This is a genomic window from Mycobacterium sp. MFM001 (genome assembly GCF_003402475.1).
GTDB lineage: Bacteria > Actinomycetota > Actinomycetes > Mycobacteriales > Mycobacteriaceae > Mycobacterium.
Genome location: NZ_BFAB01000003.1, coordinates 1 through 20,750, shown reverse-complemented (window position 1 = coordinate 20,750; position 20,750 = coordinate 1). Strand labels below are relative to the sequence as shown.

Genomic DNA, 20,750 nt, shown 5'->3' with positions numbered 1-20,750 from the left:
CCTAATCACCGGGGCCGGCGTGCAGGTCATAGGCCGTCACGGGCGCGTCGAAACCCTTGAGCGTCAACGGCTCCTGCACGGTGGCCGGCCAGTCCGGCAGCGCGTCGTGCACAGCGGCTGCGGCCAGGATCTGCCCCGGCTGTGCGGCCGCGACCAGCCGGGAGGCCAGGTTGACGGGGTTGCCGAAGTAATCACCATTGAGGGCCAGTATCTCCCCGTATGCGAGACCGGCCCGGACCTGCAGGCCAGTCTCGCGCGCCCGCGGGTGCTCGACGAGATCGAGCGCCGCCTTGGCCAGCCGCTCCGGTTTACCGCTCACCCACATGACCGCGTCGCCGAGAAACTTCACCACTCGCCCGCCGTCGGCATGCACCACGTCGGAGACCGTGGCGCCGAACTCGGTAAGCAGCGCCGACAACTCCGCTGGTGTGAGCATCTGAGTCAGCGCGGTGAAGCCTGACAGATCCGCAAATCCGACACCGCACACCACCCCAGCCGATGGGCCGGTTACGACGCCCTCGATGAACGTCCGGGTACTGACCAGGTGGTGGCGGTGGATGGCGTCGATCATTGCCCCGGCGCGAGGGACGAACGCTGCGGCCTCGCGGTAGGCCTGCGCGGTGGCCAGCTCGTCCCCGGTGAGGCTGAGCCACATTTTGGGTTGACTCGTCCGGATCATCGACGATATGGCCTCGGCCAGCCGGGCGACGGTCGCGCCGAGGACCCGCAACAAGCCGTCCGCGGCGTCTGGGCCCCATTGCATTCTCATCGCCCGCCAGGTCGCCAGGCCGTCGACATCGGCCTGGCTCAACGCCGGGGTATCCGGATCGGCGACGGTCAGGCCGAGCATGGCCCAGGCGTGCTCGACGTCCTCGACCGGCGCCCCGAGTGTGTCGGCGGCCGTCCTCAGCGTGTGGATCGGTGGGCCCGACCACAGCAGGGCGTCACCGGCGAGTCCGAACAGGCGGCCGCGGCGCTCGGCGTCGACCATCTCCTCGGCGCTGAAACCCAGGCTGTCCAGGTACTCGATCAGGCCGGCCCGCTCGCGGGCGTTGGCGATACCGGCAGCTTCCAGGGCATCGAAGTCGACCACCTGATTAGTGTGGAGCACCGTGAGCGCGCCGGCGACGATGCAGAGCAAAGCGATGAGGAGGAGCGGCGCATAATGCCTGAGCCGCAGCACGGACCGCTGGAAGATCGCCACCGCGAGCTGGGCGCCAACTTCGCGGAGTTCGGCGGCTGGCTGATGCCCGTGTCGTATGCCGGCACCGTCAGCGAGCACACCGCGACTCGCAACACCGTCGGGCTGTTCGACGTCAGCCACCTCGGCAAGGCGTCGGTCCGCGGGCCGGGCGCCGCCGAATTCGTCAACTCCGCGCTCACCAACGACCTGCACCGCATCGAACCCGGCAAGGCGCAATACACGTTGTGCTGCAACGCATCCGGGGGCGTGATCGACGACTTGATCGCCTACTACGTCGGCGACGACGAGATCTTCCTGGTGCCCAACGCCGCCAACACCGCCGCGGTGGTCGCAGCGCTGGCCGAAGCCGCGCCGGCCGGCGTGACTGTCACCGACGAGCACCGCTCCTACGCGGTGCTGGCGGTGCAGGGACCGCGTTCGGTCGACGTGCTCGACGAGCTGGGGCTGCCCACCGGCATGGACTACATGGCGTATGCCGACGCCTCGTTTTCCGGGGTGCCGGTGCGGGTGTGCCGCAGCGGATACACCGGCGAGCACGGCTACGAGCTACTGCCGCCCTGGGAGTCCGCGGGCGTGGTGTTCGACGCGCTGGTGGACGCGGTCGGCCGCGCCGGCGGGCAGCTGGCGGGCCTGGGCGCACGCGACACGCTGCGCACCGAGATGGGCTACCCGCTGCACGGGCACGAGTTGTCGGCGGACATCTCGCCGCTGCAGGCGCGCTGCGGCTGGGCCATCGGCTGGAAGAAGGACGCGTTCTTCGGCCGGGATGCGCTGTTGGCCGAGAAGGCGGCGGGCCCGTCGCGGCTGCTGCGCGGGCTGCGCGCGGTGGGCCGCGGCGTGTTGCGGCCCGCGCTGACCGTGCTCGACGGCGACCGCAAGATCGGGGTCACCACGTCGGGAACCTTCTCTCCGACACTGCAAGTCGGCATCGCGCTGGCGCTCATCGACGTCGACGCCGGTGTCGAGGACGGTCAGCACGTGACCGTCGACGTCCGCGGTCGCGCCGTCGAGTGCGAAGTGGTGCGGCCGCCTTTTGTCGATGCGAAAACTCGCTAGCGCCCACATATACAATCGGCCCATGACCAGCGGCCTTCTCGAGTTCACGGTTTCGCGCACCGCAAACCCGACGGCCGACGAAGTACGCGAATCGATCCTGCGCGACCCCGGCTTCGGCCGATACCACACCGACCACATGGTGTCGATCGACTACACCGACGGCCAGGGTTGGCACGACGCGCGGGTGATCGGCTACGGCCCGATCGAACTGGATCCGTCGGCGATCGTGCTGCACTACGCGCAGGAAGTGTTCGAGGGGCTCAAGGCCTACCGGTGGGCCGACGGGTCGATCGTGTCGTTTCGCCCCGACGCCAACGCCGCCCGGATGCGGTCGTCGGCGCGGCGCATCGCGATCCCTGAATTGCCCGACGAGCTGTTCATCGAGTCGCTGCGGCAACTGATCGCCGTCGACAAGGCATGGGTGCCACCCGCCGGCGGCGAGGAGTCGTTGTACTTGCGGCCGTTCGTCTTTGCCACCGAACCGGGGCTGGGAGTTCGCCCCGCCAAGCAGTACCGGTATCTGGTGCTGGCCTCGCCGGCCGGCGCGTACTTCCCGCGCGGCCTGCGGCCGGTGACCGTCTGGGTGTCGACGGAATACGTGCGGGCCAGCCCGGGAGGCACCGGTGCGGCGAAATTCGGCGGCAACTATGCCGCGTCGCTGGTGGCGCAGGCCCAAGCCGCCGAAAACGGTTGCGACCAGGTGGTGTGGCTCGACGCCGTCGAGCGCCGCTACATCGAAGAGATGGGCGGGATGAACATCTTCTTCGTGTTCGGCAGCGGCGGCTCGGCGCGGCTGGTCACCCCGGAGCTGTCCGGCTCCCTGCTGCCCGGCATCACCCGGGATTCGTTGCTGCAGTTGGCAACTGACGCCGGCTTCGCGATCGAGGAACGCAAGATCGACGTCGATGAGTGGCAGAAGAAGACCGCGGCCGGGGAGATCACCGAGGTGTTCGCGTGCGGCACCGCCGCCGTCATCACCCCGATCGCCCACGTCAAATACGGCGACGTCGAATTCACCGTCGGCGACGGCGAACCCGGCGAAGTGACGATGGCGTTGCGCGACACGCTGACGGGAATACAGCGCGGCACCTTCGCCGACACCCACGGCTGGATGACCCGGCTGGGTTAAGCCAGCCCCGCCAGCAAGACCGCGGTTACCGTCGTCGTCACTTCGATCGCGGCGCCCAGCACGTCGCCGCTGATGCCGCCGAACCGGCGTACGCAGTGCGCCACCAGCACCGCCCCGCAGGCCAGCGCCACCAGCACCGCCACCGGCCCGGCCCACAACCGCGGACCCGCCCACAGCGACGCAGCGACCAGCGCCGCGATCCAGCCCAGCGCCACCGCCGCGGTCTGGGTGCCGGCGACGAGGACGCCCAGCGTGCTGCCCTCGGCTGCGGGCACCGACCGGCGGCAGGCCAGCACCGCAGCCACCCGCCCGGCGGTGACCGCGACGACAATCCCGACCGCGTTCAGCATCGGAAAGGCCAAGCCCTGCAACGCGATCACCAGCACCACGGCCGCCACGCCGAACGGGCCGGTCGAGCCGTCGCGCATGACCTCCCGCGCACGCTGCGGCGGCCCGTAGCAGCCCAGACCGTCGGCGGTATCGGCCACCCCGTCGATATGGAGTCCTCGGGTGGCCGCCAGCAGTGCGGCCACGGCCAGCAGTCCGGCCAGCGGGTTGCCCACCCCGAACGCCAGCGAGCCGCCCCATGTCACGGCCGCGGCCAACCCGCCCAGCGCGGCGCCGACCACCGGCAGCGCGGTGATCGTGCCGCCGCCCAGCGGGCGACCGCCGGTCCCGGGTAGTACCGTTGCGAATCCGAAAGCCGTTGCCACCGAGCGGATCACGATGAGGTCCGGTTGGAGACACCCGCCGCGGTGAAAGTCGCCATCGACCACAATGCGGCCACCGCGGCGCGCAGCAGCGGCAGCGCCAGCGTCGCACCGGTGCCCTCACCCAGACGCATCCGCAGATCGAGGATCGGCTCCAACTCCAGCGCGGCCAACGCCAGCGCGTGTGCCGGTTCGGGGGAGCGGTGACCGGCCTGCCACCACAGTCGCGCACCGGGAGCCAGGCGTTCGGCGATCAGCGCCGCGGCCGTCACCGCCAGCCCGTCAAGCAACAGTGGGGTGCGACGGACAGCGGCCTGCGCACAGAACCCGGCCATCGCCGCCAGATCCGCTCCGCCGCAACACCGCAACAGCCCGACCGGATCGGATTTCACCGTCCGGGCCCGGAACAGCGCGTCGCGCACCGCCGCCGCCTTGCGCATCCAGCCGGCGTCGTCGATGCCGGTGCCGTAGCCGACCGCCGCGACGGGTTCGGCACCCGTCAGCGCTGCCACCAAAACTGTTGCCGCCGTCGAATTCCCGATCCCCATATCGCCGGCGATCAGCAGGTCCGCCCCGGCGTCGACCTCTTCGTCGGCGATCCGGCGGCCGGCGTCTACCGCGGCGGTGGTTTCGGCATCGGTCAGCGCATCCTCGACCGCGATGTTGCCGCTGCTACGCCGGACCTTGTGTGCCCCAATGTGTTCGGTATCCACCGCCAGGTCGATGACTCGCACCGTGGCGCCCGCGACATCGGCTAGCGCATTGATCGCCGCGCCGCCGGCGTCGATGTTGGCAACCATCTGGGCGGTGACCTCCGGCGGATACGCCGACACCCCCGATCGCGCGACGCCGTGGTCGCCGGCGAACACCACCACCCGCGCACGCTCGAATTGCCTTGGTGGGCAATGGCTCTGGCACGCCGCCACCCACACCGACAGATCCTCCAGCCGGCCCAGCGCACCCGTCGGCTTCGTCAACGTGTCCTGCCGGGCGCGGGCAGCCGCCGCAGTCGCCGCGTCGGGCGGCTCCACCGGGCCGAACGTCATCCGCTGCCCGAGGGCTTGATCTGCACCGGCTGCCCGGCCACCACCAGCACCACCCGATCGCACAGGTCAGCCAGTCGCTGGTTGACCGTGCCCAATTCGTCGGCGAACCGTCGGCCGGAGGCCGTGGTGGGCACCACGGTCAGCCCGACCTCGGGGCTGACCAAAACAAGCGGTGAATCGAAAGCGGCTACGGCGGCGAGCATCTCGTCGACGTCGTCCGATATCGACCCGTACTCCCAGCCGCGGCGGTCGAGGGCGGCCGCCAACCAGCCGCCGACGTCGTCGACCAGAGTCGGCATGCTCGGCGACACCCGCAATTGTGCTGCGATGTCGTGGCTCTCGACGGTCGACCAGTGTTCGGGCCTGCGGGCACGATGCTCGGCGATGCGCTCCAACCAACCCGCCTCGGCATCGGCTACCGATCCGGTCGCCAGATAGCACACGGGCTCAACGGGTTCCAGCGACTCGGCGATGGCGGCTTCCGCCCACTGGGACTTACCCGACTTGATGCCGCCCAGCACCAGCGTCCGCATGGCAGTTCAGGTGACTTTGCTGCCGCGCTTGACCTGTGGCCGGGGCGCCCGCATCCGGCGCAGCTGGGACGCCCGCCCGGCCGCGTAAAGGCCCAGCTTCCAACGGCTTTCGGTGTTGTCCGGGAATTTCTCGTCGACCAGCTTGGTGACTTTGCGGCCCAGGATGACCCCGTCGATCATCATGAGCACCATCAACACCATCATCGCGGGCGACATGTAGAACTGCAGCTGCGGAACGGCGAACATGATGAACATCAGTCCCAGCGCCGACGGCATGAACAGTCCCAGCACGTTTCGGCGGGCATCGACCACATCCCGGGCGAACCGGCGTACCGGCCCCTGGTCGCGCGGCAGCAGGTAGGCCTCGTCGCCGGCCATCATGCGCTCGCGGCGCTGGGACATCTGGGCCCGGCGCGCGGCGCTCTGCGCTTTGCGTTCCTCGCGCGACAGCTTGGGTCCGCTGAGCGATTTGCGACGGGCGCGGGCTTCCGCGGCGGTCATCGGGGCCGGGGCGACCGGGCCGCGACGCCGATCGCTGCGCTTCGGTGTCGGCCGGCCCTTCGGCGCGGTGGTGCGTGACCCGCGAGAAGCACTGGAGGTGGCGATGTCGTCGTCGAGCATCGGTGCGTCGGTCTCCTCCGAGACACCGGACTCGTCTTTCTTCCGGCCGAGCAGCTTCACAGTGGCCAGGTTACTTCCTGGCGGCAACCCGCAGCACCCGGCTTCGCCGCGCTTGCGATCGCCGCTAGGTCTCTGACGGCGACCCGCTGCACCCGGCTTCGCCGCGCTTGCGATCGCCGCTAGATTCTCTGGAATGAGCAGCTCGGGGGCTGATCACCCGGCCCTGCGGATCCTGATCGCCCCCGATTCCTACGGCGACAGCCTGACTGCCGTGCAGGCCGCCGCCGCCATCGCGGCGGGCTGGAACCGGGCCCGTCCCCGCGACCAGATCACGATCGCGCCTCAGTCCGACGGCGGCCCCGGCTTCGTCACCGTGCTGGCCGACCGCTTGGGGGAGCGACGCACGCTGCGCGTATCGGGCCCGCTGGACGGCGAGGTGGACGCCGAGTGGGTGTTCGACCCCACGTCAGCCACCGCATACCTCGCCTGCGCCGAAGCCTGCGGCCTGGCCTTGCTCAACGGGCCGCCGACCCCGCAGACCGCGCTGGCCGCCCACAGCCGTGGCGTCGGCCAGCTGATCGCCGCGGCGCTGGAGGCCGGGGCGGCGCGCATCGTGGTCGGCCTCGGCGGCAGCGCCAGCACCGACGGCGGTCGCGGCCTGGTCGACGAACTCGGCGGCCTCGACGCGGCGCGCCGCCGGTTGGCCGGGGTCGAGCTCGTCGCCGCCTCCGACGTCGAATACCCGCTGCTGGGGCCCTGGGGCGCCGCCCGCGTCTTCGGGCCGCAAAAGGGCGCCGACGCCCGTACCGTCGCCGAGCTGGAGCAGCGGCTCGGCACGTGGGCCGTCGAGCTGGACGCGGCGGCCGGACGGCAAGTGAGCGCCGAACAGGGCGCCGGCGCGGCCGGCGGGATCGGCGCGGCACTGCTCGCGTTGGGCGCCCGCTGCGAATCGGGGGCGGCGATCATCGCGGAGCACACCGGCCTGGCCGACGACATTGCCGCCGCCGATCTCCTCGTCACCGGTGAGGGGCAGTTGGACGAACAATCCCTGCACGGCAAGGTGGTCGGGTCGCTGGCGGCCGCCGCGCGGTCACGGCAGCTTCCAGTGCTGGTGCTGGCCGGTCAGGTCTGCCTCGACGATTCCGCACAGCGATCGGCGGGCATTCTTGCGGCTTACGCGATTGCCGACTATGCCGGTTCGGTGCGGCTGGCCCTGGTCGATGCCGTCAACCAGCTGATGGGTCTGGCCACCGCGGCGGCAGCGCAACTCGGGAATAGCGACTTAACAAGGTACCGTTGAGGCAGTGGGCTTACTGCCCAATCGATTGCACTGAGCAGACTAGGCATATAGGGAGAAGCAATGACTGTTCAGGACGAGTCAGCCGCCAAGACCCACGGCGTGATCCTGACCGAGGCCGCGGCGGCCAAGGCGAAGTCACTGCTGGACCAGGAGGGCCGCGACGACCTGGCGTTGCGTATCGCGGTCCAGCCGGGGGGCTGCGCCGGACTGCGCTACAACCTGTTCTTCGACGACCGGTCCCTCGACGGTGACCTGACCGCGGAGTTCGGCGGCGTGACGCTGACCGTCGACCGGATGAGCGCGCCCTACGTGCAAGGCGCCTCGATTGACTTCGTCGACACGATCGAAAAGCAGGGCTTCACGATCGACAACCCGAACGCCACGGGATCCTGCGCCTGCGGCGACTCGTTCAACTGATCTAGCGGCGAGAACTCAGTACGTCCCCGCCGTGCGCAGCACGTAGGAGCACACCAGCACCTGGTTGTGCTGGTGTAGCAGCTGCGCGATGCCTTGCACATTGTCGCGTGGCCGGCCCCCGCCGGCGGGGGTCACCCGCATCGTGAACAGCACCTGCGCCTGATAGTTCGACCAGTAGACGATCTTGTCGATCGAGGTCACCTGCGCGCCGGAGAACTGCTTGCGAAACGCGTCGCTGGACAGTTTGGCCAGCGCCTGGTCGGATCGCCGGTCCCGGACGGCGTCGTAGATGCCGCAGAGCGTGTTGCGGGCAATCGCCTCGGTGTCGCGGTGTTGCAGCGCGTCCAGATAGCCCTGAATTGCCGCCTTGGCCGTCGTCTCGGAAAACACGCCGGCCGACGTCGATCCACCTTGACGCGCGCCGTAGACGATGGCCGTGGTCAGCGCGCCGATCAGCACCAGGGCCACCAGTACGCCGGCAACCAGTCGCCGACGCTTCCGCTTCGGGTAGGGCACCGGCGGCGGCAACAACCCCGGATAGGCGGCCGACGGCGGCGCCGCCTCGGCCGGCTCTGCGGTGTCGGCGTCCTGCGGCCCTGCGTAGGCCGGCGGGTTGGGAATGGGCTGGCTGGGGTGCGGGTCGGTGAACGGCGGTCCGTCGGCGCCGAGCCCGTGATTCGGCGAGTACGGACCGGGCATTCGGGGCTTCTCCTAAGCTGGTTGACTCCGGCGACGCTGCTCTAGGCAGGCTAGCGCAACGGCGAGCACCGCCGCGCGTAAGCTTAGCTAGACGAGCTTACGAATGAAGGGTGGATATTTCGTGACGATTGCGGTGACCGGTTCCATTGCAACTGACCATCTGATGCGGTTTCCGGGCCGGTTTTCCGAACAACTGCTCGCCGACCATCTGCAAAAGGTTTCGCTGAGTTTCCTCGTCGACGATTTGGTGATCCACCGCGGGGGTGTGGCCGGAAACATGGCCTACGCGATCGGTGTGCTGGGTGGCGACGTGGCGCTGGTGGGCGCCGCCGGCGACGACTTCGGTGACTATCGGAACTGGTTGGAATCTCACGGCGTCAACTGCGACAACGTGCTGATCTCGGACACGGCGCACACCGCGCGGTTCGTCTGCACCACCGACCTGGAGATGGCGCAGATCGCGTCGTTCTATCCGGGTGCCATGTCGCAGGCCCGCGACATCTCGCTGGCCGACGTGGTGTCGGCGATCGGCACACCGGAGCTGGTGATCGTCGGCGCCAACGACCCGGAGGCGATGTTCCTGCATACCGAGGAGTGCCGCAAACTCGGTCTGGCCTTCGCCGCCGACCCGTCCCAGCAGCTGGCCCGGTTGTCTGGTGAGGAGATCCGTCGGCTCATCGACGGCGCCACCTACCTGTTCACCAACGATTACGAGTGGGACCTGTTGCTGTCCAAGACCGGCTGGACCGAGGCCGACGTGATGGCGCAGGTCGGGCTGCGGGTGACGACGTTGGGCGCCAAGGGCGTCGACATCGTCGACCGCGACGGCACCACCATTCACGTCGGTGTGGTGCCCGAGACCAGCCAAGTCGATCCCACCGGCGTCGGCGACGCCTTCCGGGCCGGCTTTTTGACCGGCCGCAGCGCGGGCCTGGGTCTGGAGCGGTCCGCCCAGCTCGGGTCGCTGGTGGCGGTGCTGGTGCTCGAGTCGACCGGCACGCAGGAGTGGGATTGGGAGCGCGACTCCGCGGTGAGCCGGCTGGCCGGCGCCTACGGCGACGACGCGGCCAAGGAGATCGCCACCGCGCTGGCCTAGAGCTGCACGGGGTAGTGCGGCTCGGCGATCTGCGGCACCACGGAATGCTCGACGAAGATCGCGTGCCACAGCATGAAGATCAACACTGTCCACAAGCGACGGCTGTGATCCGTTGTGCCGCAACGATGTTCGTCGAGCATCCGGCGGACTGCGGGGATGTCGACCAGGTGGCCGGCCTGCGAGGAATCCGTCATCGCATACGCCCATTCCAGCAGTTCGCCGGCGCGCAGCCAGTGCCGAATCGGCACGGGGAAGCCCAGTTTCGGCCGGTTGAGCACATGCGCCGGGACGATCGGCTCGAGCGCGCGCCGCAGCGCGTATTTGGTTGTCCTGCGGGTGATCTTGGCCTGCACCGGAAGCCGCGATGCCACCGCGAACACCTCGGGGTCCAAGAATGGCACGCGTAGCTCCAACGAATTGGCCATCGTCATCTTGTCGGCCTTGACCAGGATGTCGCCACGCAGCCAGGTGAACAGGTCGATGTGCTGCATGCGGGCCACCGGATCCCAGCCCGCCGATTGCGCGTACAGCGGCGCCGTCACGTCGGTGTGGGTCCACTCCGAGCGGAAGCCGGGCAGCACATCGCGCAGTTGGTCGTCGGAGAAGCTGCGGGCGTTGCCGTAGTAGCGTTCCTCGAGCGTCAGCGATCCGCGATGCAGCAGGCTCTTGCCGCGCATGCCGGTCGGCAGCGGTTTGGACACCTTGCCCACTCCGCGGCGAAGCGGCGCGGGCAGGTAATCAAAAGGCTTGAGCGACAACGGTTCTCGGTAGATCGTGTAGCCGCCGAACAGCTCGTCGGCGCCCTCACCGGAGAGCACCACCTTGACGTGCTTGCGGGCCTCGCGTGCCACGAAGAACAGCGGCACCAGCGCCGGGTCGGCCACCGGTTCGTCGAGATACCAGACGATTTCGGGCAGTGCGGCGACAAACTCGTCCGGGCTGACCACCTTGGCGACGTGCCGCGCCCCGATCGCCTCGGCCGAGGCGACGGCCACGTCGATTTCGGAGAATCCTTCCCGTTCGAAGCCGGTGGTGAAGGTGATCAGCCGGGGGTTGTGCCGGATGGCCAGCGCCGCGATCGCGGTGGAGTCGATGCCGCCAGACAGGAACGCGCCGACGGTGACGTCGGCACGCATGTGCTTGGCCACCGAGTCCTCCAGCACCGCGGTGATCTCGTCGTAGCGGGCCTGCTCGGTGCCGCGGGTGATCGGGGTGACGGCGAACCGGGGCGCAAAGTAGCGCGTGGTCTCGGGCGCCGTTCCGGGCCGAACCTTCAGGTAGCAACCGGATTCCAGCCGGCGCACCCCGCGGTGCAGCGTCTCGGGCTCGGGCACATACTGCAGCACCGTGTAGTGCTGCACTGCCCGCTCGTCGATCGCGGTGTCGAACCCGATCACCTCGGCCAACTCCAGCAGGCATTTCTTCTCGCTGGCCACCGCGGTGCCGGCCGTCCCGGTCGCCACGAACAGCGGCTTGATACCGAACGGGTCACGGGCGCAGAACAATTCATTTGCCACCGAGTCCCACAGCGCGAACGCGAACATGCCCCGTAACCGGGTCAGCGCGTCGGTGCCCCAGTGGTGGTAGGCGGCGACGATGGCCTCGCCGTCGCCGTCGGTGGCGAAGACCGCGCCGTAGTCGGCGGCGAGTTCCGCACGCAGCTCCAGATAGTTGTAGATCTCGCCGTTGAACACCAGCACGTAGCGGTCAGGGGATTCCGGCGGCCCCCAGCGCAGCGGCTGGTGCGAGTGCGCGATGTCGATGATCGAGAGCCGGTTGAACCCGAAAACAACCGTGTCGTCGGCCCAGGTGCCCGGCTCGTCGGGGCCCCGGTGGCGCATCAGGTGCGACGCGTCGGCCACGGCGCCGGCCGCGTCGTGGGCAGCCGCGCCCACGAAAGCCAGCAGTCCGCACATCGGGCCCCAGTATGCCGCACCGCGCCGACCGCCAAGACTCGGCAAACGGCGAAACGGGAGGCTCGCGGGGCTGCGCCAGGCCGCGTGGTCTACGCTGCGTAGTATTCGACTGCTGCAGGGAGCGGCCGGCGTCGTCGGCCCAGCTCGGGATACAGGAGGCGCCAAGGTGACACCTCGCGGGGCAGGCCGATCTGCAGGCTCCCGTCGGTTCCGTCTGCCGTTGCTGGCCGGCACCCTGGGCCTGCTGGCGGTCATCCTCAGCGGCTGCAGCTGGCAGCAGGTTCTGGGGCTGGGCTGGCCGAACGGCATCACGCATGAGGCCGAGAGCAACCGCGAGCTGTGGCTGGGCGCCGTGATCGCCTCGCTGGTGGTCGGGGTCATCGTGTGGGGGCTGATCTTCTGGGCGGCGGCGTTCCACCGCAAAAAGGCCACCGACACCGAATTGCCCCGCCAGTTCGGCTACAACATGCCGCTGGAACTGGTGCTCACCGTGACGCCGTTCCTGATCATCTCGGTGCTCTTCTATTTCACCGTCGTGGTGCAGGAGCGGATGCTGCACCTGGCGTCCGATCCCGAGGTCGTCGTCGACGTCACGTCCTTCCAGTGGAACTGGAAGTTCGGTTACCAGAAGGTCGATTTCAAGGACGGCACGCTCAAATACGACGGCGCCGACCCGGCGCGCAAAGCCGCGATGGTCTCCAAGCCCGAAGGCAAGGACAAGCACGGCGAGGAGCTCGTCGGCCCAATCCGCGGCCGCAACACCTCAGACCGGACCTACCTCAATTTCGACAAGGTCGAAACCGTGGGCACCAGCACCGAGATCCCGGTCCTGGTGCTGCCGGCAGGCAAGCGGATCGAGTTCCAGCTGGCCTCCGCTGACGTCGTACACGCCTTCTGGGTGCCGGAGTTCCTGTTCAAACGTGACGTGATGCCCGACCCCGAGGCCAACCACTCGGTGAACCGCTACCAGGTGGAAGAGATCACCAAGACCGGAGCATTCGTCGGTCGCTGCGCCGAGATGTGCGGCACCTACCACTCGATGATGAACTTCGAGGTCCGGGTGGTGGCGCCCAACGACTTCAAGGCCTACCTGCAACAGCGGATCGCCGGCAAGACCAACGCTCAAGCGCTGCAGGCGATCAACCAGCCGCCGGTGGCCCAAACCACTCACCCGTTCGAGACCCGCCGCGGTGAGCGGTCGCCCCAAGCGAGTAAGTAGGAAAGCCAGGAAACCACGATGCACATCGAAGCCAGGCTGTTCGAATTCGTCGCCGCATTCTTTGTGGTGACCGCGGTGCTCTACGGCGTGCTGACTCAGCTGTTCGCGACCGGCGGGGTGGAATGGGCCGGCACCACCGCGCTGGTGCTGACCGGCGGCATGGCGCTGATCGTCGCCACGTTCTTCCGGTTCGTGGCCCGTCGGCTCGACACCCGTCCGGAGGACTACGAGGGCGCCGAGATCAGCGACGGCGCAGGGGAGTTGGGTTTCTTCAGCCCACACAGCTGGTGGCCGGTACTGGTGGCGTTGGCGGGTTCGGTGGCCGCCGTCGGCATCGCGCTGTGGTTGCCGTGGCTGATCGTCGCCGGCGTGGTGTTCATCCTGAGCGCGGCGGCCGGTCTGGTCTTCGAGTACTACCTCGGACCCGAGAAGCACTGATCGGCGCACACCAGTCACTGGCAAGGTCACAATCGGGGCATCAGTTGATCCGTGACCAGCTCGCCGAGAATGCCGTGCCTGTGCCGGTTGGGTAGGGTTTGCGAGGCACAATGAGGATTATCGGAGCGCGCACTCGAACACGCAGCCGCGGCGCTGCGTGCGCTGGTGATGTAGGCGGACAGGACAGGCAGACATGAGCGGGCCGAATCCCCCAGGACCGGACTCGGACGAAGTGGAACCCGGCGTCGAGCCCAGCGAAGACCACGAATTCGACGAAGAAGCCTACGACGGGGACCACGCCGACGACAGCGTCCAGACCAGCGAGACCGAAATCCATTCGCGGGCCTACTCGGCCCCGGAATCGGAGCACTTCACCAGCGGTCCCTATGTCCCGGTCGACCTCGACCTGTACGACTACGACAGCTACGACGAGCAGGCCGAAGAGGAAGCGACGCCGCCGCGCTGGCCGTGGGTGGTGGGTATTGCCGCGATCGTGGCGGCGATCGCCCTGGTGGTGTCGGTGTCGTTGTTGTTCGCCCGCACCGACACCAACAAACTGGCCACCCCCGAGACCGCTCCCACGTCCACACCGCCGATGCAGGACGAGATCATCGTCACCACGCCGCCACCGCCGCCTCCGCCGCCGACCAGTGAGGCGCCGCCTCCTCCGCCGCCGACCAGCGAGCCACCGCCACCGCCTCCGCCAGAGACGGTGACAGTGACGCCCGAGCCGGCGCCACCGCCGGCGAGCACGTCCGCCGCGCCGCCTCCGCCTCCGACCACGACCGCCCCGGCCGGCCCGCGGCAGGTCACCTACTCGGTGACCGGCACCAAAGCGCCCGGCGACATCATCTCGGTGACCTACGTCGACGCCTCGGGCCGGCGACGCACCCAGCACAACGTCTACATCCCGTGGTCGATCACGGTCACGCCGATCTCGCAGTCGGAGGTCGGATCGGTGGAGGCGTCCAGCCTGTTTCGGGTCAGCAGGCTGAACTGCTCGATCACCACCAGCGACGGCCAGGTCTTGTCGTCGAACGAAAACAACGCCCCGCAGACGAGCTGCTGATGGCCGACAGATACTCCACCGGCCCGCGCGGCTGGTCCACGATGTCGCCGACCACCGGCGACCGCATCCTGATCGGCGCCTGCGCCGCGATCTGGCTGGTGCTGGTCGGCGTGAGCGTGGCCGCCGTCGTCGCACTGGCCGACCTGGGCCGCGGCTTCCACGAGAGCACCGGCAGCCCACACTCGTCGGCGGTGTTGTACGTCATCATCGCCGTTTCGGCGCTGGTCATCCTGGCGGCGATCCCGGTGCTGCTGCGGGCCCGGCGCACGGCCCGGCCCGACGCCGCCGCGCGGTCGGCGGTGGTGCCGGCGCGCGGCGCGGGCAGCCAGCTGCGGCCCGGACATCCGCAGGCGCGCACCACAATTCAGCAGGCCCGCACCGAACGGTTGACCACACTGCGACCCGGGTTGCCGGACGCGGCGGTGGAGCGCATCTGGCTACGCGGCAGCGTTGCGCTGATGGCCGCGATGGGGGTGGCGCTGATAGCGGTCGCGACGGCGACCTACCTGATGGCTGTCGGGCATCAGGGGGCCGCCTGGACCGCGTACGTGATTGCCGGGATCGTCACGGCCGCCATGCCGGTGATCCCGTGGCAACACGTACGGCAGCTGCGTCGCATGCTTGCGCAGCACTAGCTGCGGGAAAGCCTCACGGGCAGCGCAATATCCGTGACGGGCTAGTGCTCGCCGTTGACCTCACCGTTGGAGCTGTCCTGGTGCTCACGCAGCGCGGTGAGAGCGCGCTGCTCGCCGGCGTGCGCCGCCTCGCGAAGCGCCGCATCTTCCGACGCCGGGTCGGCGAACAGGAGGCTGCCCGAGCCGGGCGAGCCGGCCGAGCCGAGCTTGTTCATCTTGTTGGGCACCGGAGCGCCTTGGTATTCCAGCGGAATCGGGTGTCCGTGGTCATCGACCGGACCCAGCGGCTGGTGCAGTTCGATGTAGGCGCCGTGCGGCAGCCGCTTGATGATCCCGGTCTCGATGCCGTGCTCGAGCACCGCGCGGTCGCTGCGCTGCAGCCCGATGCACCACCGGTAGGTGACGAAGTAGATAAGAGGCGGCAACACCACCGCCGAGATGCGGCCGATCCACGTCGTCGCGTTCAGCGAGATGTGGAACTTCCACGCGATGATGTCGTTCATCGCGGACAGCGTCAGCACCATGTAGAACGCGATCGCCATCGCGCCGATCGACGTGCGCACCGGAACGTCGCGCGGCCGCTGCAGCAGATTGTGGTGCGCGTAGTCGCCGGTGAGCCGTTTCTCGATCCACGGATAGATGGTCAGCAGCACGAAAACCAAGCCCATGATCAGCGCGACGCCGACCGGGCCGGGGATCGTGTGGTGCCAGAAGTAGAACTCCCACGCCGGCCAGATGCGGGCCAGGCCCTCGGTCCACATCATGTAGAAGTCCGGCTGTGAGCCCGCCGAGACCTGAGATGGCTTGTAGGGACCGAGGTTCCAGATCGGGTTGATCTGCAGCAGGCCGCCCATCAGGCCGAGGATGGCGGTGGTCAGCGCGAAGAACGCGCCGGACTTGACCGCGAACACCGGCATCACCCGCACGCCGACGACGTTGCGCTCAGTGCGGCCGGGCCCCGGGAACTGAGTGTGCTTCTGGAACCACACCAGCGCCAGGTGCACGCCGATCAGCGCCAGGATGATGCCCGGGATCAGCAGGATGTGCAGCGCGTAGAGCCGGGGGATGAGGATGTTGCCGGGGAAGTCGCCGCCGATCAGCGCCCAGTGCAGCCACGTCCCGATCACCGGCATTCCCAACGTGATTGACGACAGCGCGGCGCGCAGCCCGATACCCGACAGCAGGTCGTCGGGCAGCGAGTAGCCGAAGTAGCCCTCGAACATGGCCAGGATCAGCAGCAGTGAGCCGATGACCCAGTTGGCCTCGCGGGGCCGGCGGAACGCGCCGGTGAAGAAGATGCGCGCCAGATGCACCATGATCGCCGCGGCGAACATCAACGCGGCCCAGTGGTGGATCTGCCGCACGAACAGACCGCCGCGGACCTCGAAGGAGATGTTGAGCGCTGACTCGTACGCGCGCGACATTTCCACGCCGCGCAACGGTTGGTAGACGCCGTTGTAGGTGACCTCGGTCATCGACGGGTCGAAGAACAGCGTCAGGTACACGCCGGTGATCAGCAGCACAATGAAGCTGTACAAGGCGATCTCGCCGAGCAGGAACGACCAGTGCGTCGGGAAGACCTTGTTCAGCTGACGCCGCACCGCCGCCGACGGGTGATACCGGGTGTCGATGTCCTGCGCCTGGCGGGCCAGCAGATTGCCAACATCAATTTTCGGACTCATGAGGTGCGCTCCCAAAATGCCGGTCCGACAGGCTCGATGAAGTCGCCGTTGGCGACCAGGTATCCGTCGCTGTCAATCGTGATGGGCAGCTGCGCCAACGCGCGCGCCGCGGGACCGAAGATCGGCTTGGCGTACTGCAGCGCGTCGAACTGCGACTGGTGGCACGGGCACAGGATGCGGTAGGACTGCTGCTCGTAAAGCGATGAGGGACAACCCAAGTGCGAGCAGACCTTGGTGAAGGCGAAGAACTCGCCGAAGTTGAAGCTTTCCTGGCCTTTGCGTTTGATCACCCGCGGCATGTCGCCCGGTTTGATGCGGATGAGCATCACCGGGTTGCGGACGCCCATCATGATCTCGCGCAACCGTTCCCGCGACTCGTGGCTGATGCCGTCGCCGTCGGATTCCCGCCAGGGGAAGACGGTTTCCATGCCACCCGCGTCGATGTCCTCCGGACGCATCCGGACGAACGGCGCACCCAGATGCTCACCGGTGGCCCGGGCCAGATAGATGGTTTCGCCGTGATAGCGCGGCGTCCAGCCCGACGTCCACAGCACGGCTTTCTTACCGTCGGCGGTCTGTACCACCGGTTTCCACGGGTTCTTGATCAGGCCGCCAGCGAAGGCGACAAGCGTGCCGAGGCCGAACGCGCCCAGGCCGATGCCCAGCGACGCGCCAATCAGCTTGCGGCGCCGCAACGTTGAGCCCTCGAAGGCGTCGGTCAGGTTGGCGACCACCGTCTTGCGGTGGATCTCCGGGGAGTCGCCGTCGTGGCGTTCCTGGATCGAAATCTCTTCGGGGATGAACTTTTTCTGGAACAGCACCGCGCCGACGGCGATCGCCAGGATGGACAACCCGAAGGTGAGGCCGTAGAGCGGGGTGGCCAGTGAGTACAGGAAACTGCCTTCGGCTTCCTTCGGCTTGTACTCCCAAGGCCAGAACAAAAAGACCAGCAGCAGCGCCAACCCGAAAAAGCCGCCCAGCAACAACCAGCGCGCCACCTGGCGGTCGGCGCGCTTTTCGGCCCTGGTGCCCGCGACCGGCCAGCGCGATTCCTTATATACGGTCTCGACGCCGTCGAGCCGTCCGCCGAGCTCGACGAGCTCCTCACGCGACATGGCGTTCAGCTCGTCTTCGGTGGGCTGGTCCGGTACGCCCTTCTGACCGGGTGTGTCGGTGCCCTTCGTGTCGCTCACGATCGCGCCCCAATCCACAGTGCTGCGCCGATGACGGCAACCATCCCGATGATCCACATCGCCATGCCCTCGGGAGCGGGCCCGAAACCACCCAGGCCGTAGCCGCCGGGCTGCCGTTCCTCGTTCACGGTTTTCACGTAGGCGATGATGTCCTTCTTGGCCTCGAAGGACAGCTGACGATCAGAGAACTTGGGCATGTTCTGCGGCCCGGTCAGCATCGCGGTGAGGATCTGCTGCTCGGTGGCCGGTTCCAGGTCGGGCGCGTACTTGCCCGACGACAGCGCGCCGCCCTTGCCGGTGAAGTTGTGGCAGGAGGCGCAGTTGAGCCGGAACAGGTCGCCGCCGCGGCCCAGATCGTCTCCGCGCAGCGACTTTTGGGCGATGCTGCCGTCCGGGTTGCGCACCACGGTGGGGCCGCCGCCGTTGGCCTGCACGTAGGCGCCCAGCGCGTCGATCTGCCCGGCGTCGAAAATCGGGTCCTTACGGGGTGCCTGGGCCTCGCCGCGCGCGGCGGGCATCCGCCCGGTGGAGACCTGGAAGTACACGGCCGCCTCGCCGACGCCGATCAGGCTCGGGCCGCGGTCGGGCACGCCCTGCAGGTTGGCGCCGTGGCAGGTGACGCACGAGGTGTCGAACAACTGCTTGCCGGTCCGCAGCAACGCCGAGGACGACTCGTCGGCAACCGCCTTCTGCGGCGTCGGTGTCAAGACGGCGGCCAAGCCACCGGCGACGGCCAGCGCCACCAACAGCAGCAGTCCGGCGGAGAGCCGGCGGCGCAGCCGCCGCTTCGCGCGTGGTGACGCAGAAGTCTTCAACCGAGCACTCCTGTTCTTGTCGGTCATCGGATGAAATAGATGGTGGCGAACAGCGCAATCCAGACGATGTCGACGAAGTGCCAGTAATAGGAGACGACGATCGACGCGGTCGCTTGTGCGGGGGTGAACTTGCTCATCGTGGTGCGGGCCAGCAGGAAGATGAACGCGATCAACCCGCCGATGACGTGCAGCCCGTGGAAGCCGGTGGCCAGGTAGAAGACGCTGCCGTAGGCGCTGCCCGGGATCGTGGTGCCGTGGCCGGTCAGATGGTAGTACTCGTAGCCCTGGCCGAGCACGAAGAACAACCCCATCAGGAACGTGACGACATACCAGCGGCGCAGGCCGAACACGTCGCCCTTCTCGGCGGCGAACACCCCCATCTGGCAGGTGAACGACGATGCGATCAGCACCAGCGTGACGGGCACGGCCTGATACAGGTTGAGGTGCGTGGGCTCAGGCGGCCAGTCGCCGCCGGCCTGAGCGCGTGCGGTGAAATACATCGCGAACAGTCCAGCAAAGAACATCAGTTCGCTGGAAAGCCACACAATGGTGCCGACACTGACCATGTTCGGTCGGTTCAGCGAATGCACGCGCGACGTGATGGCAGTACCCGAGGTCCCTACAGCACTCGTCACATCCGCAAGTATGACGCTTTGTAGTTGTCGAACTCCACCCGGGGGCAGCAATTGGCGCGGCGGGTCGGCGCCGAGAGTGGACTTATGACACGCCCAAGCACAGCATGCGTGCCACAAGCCCACACTCGCCGAAGGCGAGGTGCGGGTTGGCCATATGGGACCATCGGCGAGTGGCGGTGTCGTGGTCCCAGGTGCTCGCGAGCTTGACGGCGGGCCAGAACCTGGCCCGCGGCCAGGCCGCCTGGGCCATGGAGCAGATCATGACCGGCGCCGCGGCGCCGTCGCAGATCGCCGCCTTCGCGGTCGCGTTGACGACGAAGGTGCCCACCGCCGCGGAGGTGGGCGAGCTCGCCGAAGTGATGCTGCACCACGCGCGCCGGCTGCCCACCGGCGAAATCGATGCTGTCGATGTAGTGGGCACTGGCGGCGACGGCGTGTCCACCGTCAACCTGTCGACGATGGCCGCCATCGTGGTCGCTGCCGCCGGTGTGCCGGTGGTCAAGCACGGCAACCGGGCGGCGTCGTCGCTGGCGGGTGGGGCCGACACGCTCGAGGCGCTCGGCGTGCGCATCGACCTGGGACCCGACGAGGTCGCCCGCAGTGTCGCCGAGATCGGGATCGGGTTCTGCTTCGCGCCGACCTTCCACCCGTCGTATCGGCACGCGTCGGCGGTGCGACGCGAGCTGGGTGTGCCGACGGTCTTCAATCTCCTTGGGCCACTGACCAATCCGGGCCAGCCGCGGGCCGGGCTGATCGGGTGCGCCTTCGCTGACCTCGCCGAGGTGATGGCGACGGTGTTTGCGGCACGGCGCTCCAGCGTGCTGGTGGTGCACGGCGACGACGGCCTCGACGAGTTGACGACGACCACGACCAGCACGATCTGGCGGGTGCAAGCCGGCACGGTCGACAGGCTGACATTCGATCCCGCCGGGTTCGGGTTCGCCCGTGCGGATCTCGACGACCTGCTCGGCGGCGACGCGGAGGCCAACGCGGCGGAGGCGCGGGCCGTGCTGTCCGGCGCCAAGGGCCCCGTGCGCGACGCCGTCGTGCTCAACGCCGCCGGCGCGATCGTGGCCCACGCCGGGCTATCCAGCCGCGCCGAGTGGCTGCCGGCGTGGGAGGACGGGCTGTGCCGCGCCGCCGACGCGATCGATTCCGGTGCGGCCGAACAACTCCTCGCGCGATGGGTGCGGTTCGGTCAGAAGCTCTGACTCGGCCTGCGCGGCGGCGGCCCGCGCCGAGCGGGCCGCCGCCGCCCACGCCGCCCATCGGCCCGCCGCGTGCAGCGGCGACGCCCACCCGTGGTCGGCCTGCACAATGCGCACGCCGGGCGCATC

General features: G+C 68.5%; 21 protein-coding genes. 10 read left to right on the top strand and 11 right to left on the bottom strand.

Translation table 11 applies throughout. The annotated features are described in order from the left end of the window. Position 1: 1 nt before the first annotated feature. Positions 2-1,093: an adenylate/guanylate cyclase domain-containing protein gene (locus tag MFM001_RS06350; RefSeq protein WP_116374704.1), complete on the bottom strand. Its 1,092-nt coding sequence runs from the start codon at positions 1,091-1,093 to the stop codon at positions 2-4. 72 nt (positions 1,094-1,165) lie between these two features. Here MFM001_RS06350 and gcvT point away from each other — a divergent pair, with 72 nt between their 5' ends. Both gcvT and MFM001_RS06340 read left to right on the top strand, forming a co-directional pair. Then, entirely contained in the window at positions 1,166-2,260 is a 1,095-nt protein-coding gene (gcvT, locus tag MFM001_RS06345) for a glycine cleavage system aminomethyltransferase GcvT (protein ID WP_116374430.1), read from the top strand. Between the two features lie 22 nt (positions 2,261-2,282). Further along, positions 2,283-3,389: a branched-chain amino acid aminotransferase gene (locus MFM001_RS06340; protein ID WP_116374429.1), complete on the top strand. Its 1,107-nt coding sequence runs from the start codon at positions 2,283-2,285 to the stop codon at positions 3,387-3,389. On the opposite strand, the gene MFM001_RS06335 is transcribed toward MFM001_RS06340, so the two are convergent. Genes MFM001_RS06335 through MFM001_RS06320 form a run of 4 tightly spaced genes read right to left on the bottom strand, consistent with a single transcriptional unit; the run spans position 3,386 to position 6,299 of the window. Further along, positions 3,386-4,114 (bottom strand): adenosylcobinamide-GDP ribazoletransferase, encoded by a 729-nt coding sequence (locus MFM001_RS06335; protein ID WP_116374428.1) that lies wholly within the window; start codon positions 4,112-4,114, stop codon positions 3,386-3,388. The genes MFM001_RS06340 and MFM001_RS06335 overlap by 4 nt on opposite strands. Further along, positions 4,111-5,145, bottom strand: a complete 1,035-nt coding sequence (gene cobT, locus MFM001_RS06330; RefSeq protein WP_116374427.1) for a nicotinate-nucleotide--dimethylbenzimidazole phosphoribosyltransferase — start codon at positions 5,143-5,145, stop codon at positions 4,111-4,113. The genes MFM001_RS06335 and cobT overlap by 4 nt, the downstream gene beginning before the upstream one ends. Then, positions 5,142-5,678, bottom strand: coding sequence for a bifunctional adenosylcobinamide kinase/adenosylcobinamide-phosphate guanylyltransferase (locus MFM001_RS06325; RefSeq protein WP_116374426.1), 537 nt, complete (start codon positions 5,676-5,678; stop codon positions 5,142-5,144). Before MFM001_RS06325 ends, cobT begins: the two co-directional genes overlap by 4 nt. 6 nt (positions 5,679-5,684) lie before the next feature. Then, on the bottom strand, positions 5,685-6,299 hold the full coding sequence (locus tag MFM001_RS06320; RefSeq protein WP_116374703.1) for a DUF3043 domain-containing protein: 615 nt from the start codon (positions 6,297-6,299) through the stop codon (positions 5,685-5,687). 223 nt (positions 6,300-6,522) lie between these two features. Here MFM001_RS06320 and MFM001_RS06315 point away from each other — a divergent pair, with 223 nt between their 5' ends. Both MFM001_RS06315 and MFM001_RS06310 read left to right on the top strand, forming a co-directional pair. Continuing rightward, positions 6,523-7,599: a glycerate kinase gene (locus MFM001_RS06315; RefSeq protein ID WP_116374702.1), complete on the top strand. Its 1,077-nt coding sequence runs from the start codon at positions 6,523-6,525 to the stop codon at positions 7,597-7,599. A 60-nt stretch (positions 7,600-7,659) separates the two neighbouring features. Then, positions 7,660-8,016: an iron-sulfur cluster assembly accessory protein gene (locus tag MFM001_RS06310; protein ID WP_116374425.1), complete on the top strand. Its 357-nt coding sequence runs from the start codon at positions 7,660-7,662 to the stop codon at positions 8,014-8,016. 15 nt (positions 8,017-8,031) lie between these two features. Here MFM001_RS06310 and MFM001_RS06305 read toward each other — a convergent pair whose 3' ends face one another. Then, positions 8,032-8,715, bottom strand: a complete 684-nt coding sequence (locus MFM001_RS06305; RefSeq protein ID WP_116374424.1) for a hypothetical protein — start codon at positions 8,713-8,715, stop codon at positions 8,032-8,034. Between the two features lie 121 nt (positions 8,716-8,836). Between MFM001_RS06305 and MFM001_RS06300 the strand changes: the two genes are divergently transcribed. Next, on the top strand, positions 8,837-9,811 hold the full coding sequence (locus MFM001_RS06300) for a carbohydrate kinase family protein (RefSeq protein ID WP_116374701.1): 975 nt from the start codon (positions 8,837-8,839) through the stop codon (positions 9,809-9,811). On the opposite strand, the gene asnB is transcribed toward MFM001_RS06300, so the two are convergent. Then, a complete protein-coding gene (asnB, locus tag MFM001_RS06295; protein WP_116374423.1) occupies positions 9,808-11,727 on the bottom strand; it encodes an asparagine synthase (glutamine-hydrolyzing) in 1,920 nt (639 codons plus the stop codon). The two genes, MFM001_RS06300 and asnB, sit on opposite strands and share 4 nt — an antisense overlap. Positions 11,728-11,893: 166 nt before the next feature. Between asnB and MFM001_RS06290 the strand changes: the two genes are divergently transcribed. The 4 genes from MFM001_RS06290 to MFM001_RS06275 all read left to right on the top strand — a co-directional run bounded on the left by MFM001_RS06290 (position 11,894) and on the right by MFM001_RS06275 (position 15,088). Then, on the top strand, positions 11,894-12,946 hold the full coding sequence (locus MFM001_RS06290) for a cytochrome c oxidase subunit II (RefSeq protein ID WP_116374422.1): 1,053 nt from the start codon (positions 11,894-11,896) through the stop codon (positions 12,944-12,946). An 18-nt stretch (positions 12,947-12,964) separates the two neighbouring features. Further along, entirely contained in the window at positions 12,965-13,384 is a 420-nt protein-coding gene (locus MFM001_RS06285) for a cytochrome c oxidase subunit 4 (protein WP_116374421.1), read from the top strand. 193 nt (positions 13,385-13,577) lie between these two features. Continuing rightward, on the top strand, positions 13,578-14,453 hold the full coding sequence (locus MFM001_RS06280; protein ID WP_116374420.1) for an MmpS family transport accessory protein: 876 nt from the start codon (positions 13,578-13,580) through the stop codon (positions 14,451-14,453). Beyond that, a complete protein-coding gene (locus MFM001_RS06275) occupies positions 14,453-15,088 on the top strand; it encodes a DUF2561 family protein (RefSeq protein WP_116374419.1) in 636 nt (211 codons plus the stop codon). The genes MFM001_RS06280 and MFM001_RS06275 overlap by 1 nt, the downstream gene beginning before the upstream one ends. Positions 15,089-15,129: 41 nt before the next feature. Here MFM001_RS06275 and MFM001_RS06270 read toward each other — a convergent pair whose 3' ends face one another. Genes MFM001_RS06270 through MFM001_RS06255 form a run of 4 tightly spaced genes read right to left on the bottom strand, consistent with a single transcriptional unit; the run spans position 15,130 to position 19,413 of the window. Further along, positions 15,130-16,770 carry a cytochrome bc complex cytochrome b subunit gene (locus MFM001_RS06270; protein ID WP_116374418.1) on the bottom strand — a complete coding sequence of 547 codons (1,641 nt, stop codon included), beginning with the start codon at positions 16,768-16,770 and terminating at the stop codon, positions 15,130-15,132. After that, a complete protein-coding gene (locus tag MFM001_RS06265; protein WP_116374700.1) occupies positions 16,767-17,963 on the bottom strand; it encodes a ubiquinol-cytochrome c reductase iron-sulfur subunit in 1,197 nt (398 codons plus the stop codon). The genes MFM001_RS06270 and MFM001_RS06265 overlap by 4 nt, the downstream gene beginning before the upstream one ends. Further along, on the bottom strand, positions 17,960-18,805 hold the full coding sequence (locus tag MFM001_RS06260; RefSeq protein WP_116374417.1) for a c-type cytochrome: 846 nt from the start codon (positions 18,803-18,805) through the stop codon (positions 17,960-17,962). The genes MFM001_RS06265 and MFM001_RS06260 overlap by 4 nt, the downstream gene beginning before the upstream one ends. Further along, the gene (locus tag MFM001_RS06255; protein ID WP_045382917.1) at positions 18,802-19,413 is read right to left on the bottom strand and encodes a heme-copper oxidase subunit III; all 612 of its coding nucleotides are present in this window, start codon (positions 19,411-19,413) and stop codon (positions 18,802-18,804) included. Before MFM001_RS06255 ends, MFM001_RS06260 begins: the two co-directional genes overlap by 4 nt. Positions 19,414-19,583: 170 nt before the next feature. On the opposite strand from MFM001_RS06255, the gene trpD reads away from it, so the two are divergent. Next, positions 19,584-20,624, top strand: a complete 1,041-nt coding sequence (trpD, locus tag MFM001_RS06250) for an anthranilate phosphoribosyltransferase (protein WP_371685316.1) — start codon at positions 19,584-19,586, stop codon at positions 20,622-20,624. The last annotated feature ends 126 nt before the right edge of the window (positions 20,625-20,750 follow it).

Bases quoted from the DNA above. Each gene is read 5' to 3' on its own strand.
- gcvT (WP_116374430.1), top strand. From the start codon at position 1,166: ATGCCTGAGCCGCAGCACGGACCGCTGGAAGATCGCCACCGCGAGCTG.
- MFM001_RS06340 (WP_116374429.1), top strand. From the start codon at position 2,283: ATGACCAGCGGCCTTCTCGAGTTCACGGTTTCGCGCACCGCAAACCCG.
- cobT (WP_116374427.1), bottom strand. From the start codon at position 5,145: ATGACGTTCGGCCCGGTGGAGCCGCCCGACGCGGCGACTGCGGCGGCT.
- MFM001_RS06325 (WP_116374426.1), bottom strand. From the start codon at position 5,678: ATGCGGACGCTGGTGCTGGGCGGCATCAAGTCGGGTAAGTCCCAGTGG.
- MFM001_RS06320 (WP_116374703.1), bottom strand. From the start codon at position 6,299: ATGCTCGACGACGACATCGCCACCTCCAGTGCTTCTCGCGGGTCACGC.
- MFM001_RS06310 (WP_116374425.1), top strand. From the start codon at position 7,660: ATGACTGTTCAGGACGAGTCAGCCGCCAAGACCCACGGCGTGATCCTG.
- MFM001_RS06305 (WP_116374424.1), bottom strand. From the start codon at position 8,715: ATGCCCGGTCCGTACTCGCCGAATCACGGGCTCGGCGCCGACGGACCG.
- asnB (WP_116374423.1), bottom strand. From the start codon at position 11,727: ATGTGCGGACTGCTGGCTTTCGTGGGCGCGGCTGCCCACGACGCGGCC.
- MFM001_RS06285 (WP_116374421.1), top strand. From the start codon at position 12,965: ATGCACATCGAAGCCAGGCTGTTCGAATTCGTCGCCGCATTCTTTGTG.
- MFM001_RS06280 (WP_116374420.1), top strand. From the start codon at position 13,578: ATGAGCGGGCCGAATCCCCCAGGACCGGACTCGGACGAAGTGGAACCC.
- MFM001_RS06275 (WP_116374419.1), top strand. From the start codon at position 14,453: ATGGCCGACAGATACTCCACCGGCCCGCGCGGCTGGTCCACGATGTCG.
- MFM001_RS06270 (WP_116374418.1), bottom strand. From the start codon at position 16,770: ATGAGTCCGAAAATTGATGTTGGCAATCTGCTGGCCCGCCAGGCGCAG.
- MFM001_RS06260 (WP_116374417.1), bottom strand. From the start codon at position 18,805: ATGACCGACAAGAACAGGAGTGCTCGGTTGAAGACTTCTGCGTCACCA.